Annotated in this window: 2 protein-coding genes; both read left to right on the forward strand. The window is 63.0% G+C overall.

The window, feature by feature from the left end; translation table 11 throughout:
• Positions 1 to 100: 100 nt before the first annotated feature.
• The gene (locus tag AC3WWR_RS30790; protein WP_489327349.1) at positions 101 to 949 is read left to right on the forward strand and encodes a carbon-nitrogen hydrolase family protein; all 849 of its coding nucleotides are present in this window, start codon (positions 101 to 103) and stop codon (positions 947 to 949) included.
• An 18-nt stretch (positions 950 to 967) separates the two neighbouring features.
• Complete coding sequence (tldD, locus tag AC3WWR_RS30795; RefSeq protein WP_020796634.1) at positions 968 to 2,410, forward strand: metalloprotease TldD; 1,443 nt, start codon at positions 968 to 970, stop codon at positions 2,408 to 2,410.
• Positions 2,411 to 2,490: the final 80 nt, after the last annotated feature.

Consider the following 2,490-nt stretch of genomic DNA (forward strand, 5'->3'; position numbering starts at 1 on the left):
GGCTGCGATCTTTTGATCTTGATCTTAAAAGCAACATCAAAAGATCGCAGCCTGCGGCAGCTCCTACAGGTATGCGTTGGTATCCGATCAGGGAAAGGCCATGTCTGTAGCGGTAATTCAAATGGTCAGCCAGAGCGATGTGCTGGCCAACCTGGCCCGGGCGCGTCAGTTGCTGGAACAAGCGGCCGTGGGCGGTGCGAAATTGGCTGTGCTGCCGGAAAATTTCGCCGCCATGGGCCGGCGCGACATCGCCGACATCGGTCGCGCCGAGGCGTTGGGCGAAGGCCCGATCCTGCCCTGGTTGAAACAGACGGCCCGCGACCTCAAGTTATGGATTGTGGCGGGCACCTTGCCGTTGCCGCCGGTGGATCAACCGTCGGCCAAGGTGCATGCCTGCTCGTTGCTGGTTGACGACCAAGGCGAAACGGTCGCTCGCTACGACAAGCTGCACCTGTTTGACGTGGACGTGGCAGACAATCGCGGCCGTTATCGCGAATCCGATGACTATGCTTATGGCAGCGGGATCGTGGTTGCGGATACGCCGGTCGGGCGAGTCGGCCTGACGGTTTGTTATGACCTGCGCTTCCCGGAGCTCTACAGTGAATTACGTGCTGCCGGCGCGGAACTGATTACCGCGCCGTCGGCTTTCACCGCCGTAACCGGCGCCGCGCACTGGGATGTGCTGATTCGTGCGCGAGCCATCGAAACCCAATGTTATGTGCTCGCGGCCGCCCAGGGTGGAACGCATCCGGGGCCGAGGGAAACCTGGGGGCACGCGGCAATCGTCGACCCATGGGGACGGGTGCTGGCACAACAGGATCAAGGCGAGGCCGTGCTGCTGGCCGAACGCGATAGCAGCGAACAGGCGTCCATCCGGGCGCGGATGCCGGTGTCCAGTCACCGGCGCTTTTTCTCGCAGGGCGCCCAGCGGCCTGCCTCAGAACGATGAATTTAAGGCGTAAAGCATATGAGCGAGTTGTTGTCCTCAGTCAGTGAGCACCTCCTGGCACCCGGTGGCGTAACGATCGAAAGCCTGCAAGGTGTGCTTGGCGACCTGGCCGGCCCTGGCATCGATGCCGCCGACCTGTATTTCCAGGGGCAGATTTCCGAGTCCTGGGCGCTGGAAGACGGCATCGTCAAGGAAGGCAGCTTCAACCTCGACCAAGGGGTTGGTGTTCGCGCGCAATCCGGTGAGAAGACCGGTTTTGCCTACAGCAATGCCATCACCCTGGAAGCCTTGGGCGCGGCTGCCCGAGCCGCCCGGTCGATCTCCCGGGCCGGACAGAATGGCACCGTGCAAGCGTTCACCACCCAGGATGTGGCGCAGTTGTACGGGCCGGACAATCCGCTGGAAGTGCTGACCCGTGCCGAGAAAGTCGACCTGCTCAAGCGCATCGATGCCGCCACCCGTGCCCTTGATCCGCGTATCCAGCAAGTCACCGTGAGCATGGCCGGGGTCTGGGAGCGGATCCTGGTGGCGTCCACCGATGGCGGCCTGGCGGCGGATGTCCGGCCACTGGTGCGCTTCAACGTCAGTGTGATCGTCGAACAGAACGGCCGTCGCGAACGCGGTGGTCACGGCGGTGGCGGGCGTACCGATTACCGTTATTTCCTGGCTGAAGATCGCGCCATGGGTTATGCCCGTGAAGCGTTGCGCCAGGCGCTGGTCAACCTGGAAGCCATTCCGGCGCCGGCCGGAACCTTGCCGGTGGTGCTGGGCTCCGGCTGGTCGGGCGTGCTGCTGCATGAAGCGGTCGGCCACGGCCTGGAAGGCGACTTCAACCGCAAGGGCAGTTCGGCCTACAGCGGGCGCATGGGCGAGATGGTGGCGTCCAAGCTGTGCACCATCGTCGATGATGGCACCTTGGCCGGTCGTCGTGGCTCCTTGAGCGTTGACGACGAAGGCACGCCAACCGAGTGCACCACACTGATCGAAAACGGCGTACTCAAGGGCTACATGCAGGACAAGCTCAACGCCCGCCTGATGGGCGTAGCCCGCACCGGTAACGGTCGTCGCGAATCTTACGCGCACCTGCCGATGCCGCGCATGACCAACACCTACATGCTGGCCGGCGAAAGCGACCCGCAAGAAATCATCGCGTCGGTGAAGCGCGGCATCTACTGCGCCAACCTCGGCGGCGGCCAGGTGGACATCACCAGCGGCAAGTTCGTGTTCTCCACCAGCGAGGCGTACCTGATCGAAGACGGCAAGATCACCGCCCCGGTCAAAGGCGCGACGTTGATCGGCAACGGCCCGGAGGCCATGAGCAAGGTGTCGATGGTCGGCAATGACTTGGCGCTGGACAGCGGTGTGGGGACGTGTGGCAAGGATGGTCAGTCGGTGCCGGTGGGTGTCGGCCAGCCAACGCTGAAGATTGATGCGATCACCGTGGGTGGCACGGGCGCTTAGGCACATACATCCCCCTGTAGGAGCTGCCGCAGGCTGCGATCTTTTGCTTTTTAAAAGATCAAAAGATCGCAGCCTGCGGC

It is taken from the genome of Pseudomonas sp. EB271-G4-1 (assembly GCF_058791355.1).

What these genes read in the sequence shown, in the direction of transcription:
- AC3WWR_RS30790 (WP_489327349.1), top strand. Translation starts at nt 101, where the DNA reads ATGTCTGTAGCGGTAATTCAAATGGTCAGCCAGAGCGATGTGCTGGCC.
- tldD (WP_020796634.1), top strand. Translation starts at nt 968, where the DNA reads ATGAGCGAGTTGTTGTCCTCAGTCAGTGAGCACCTCCTGGCACCCGGT.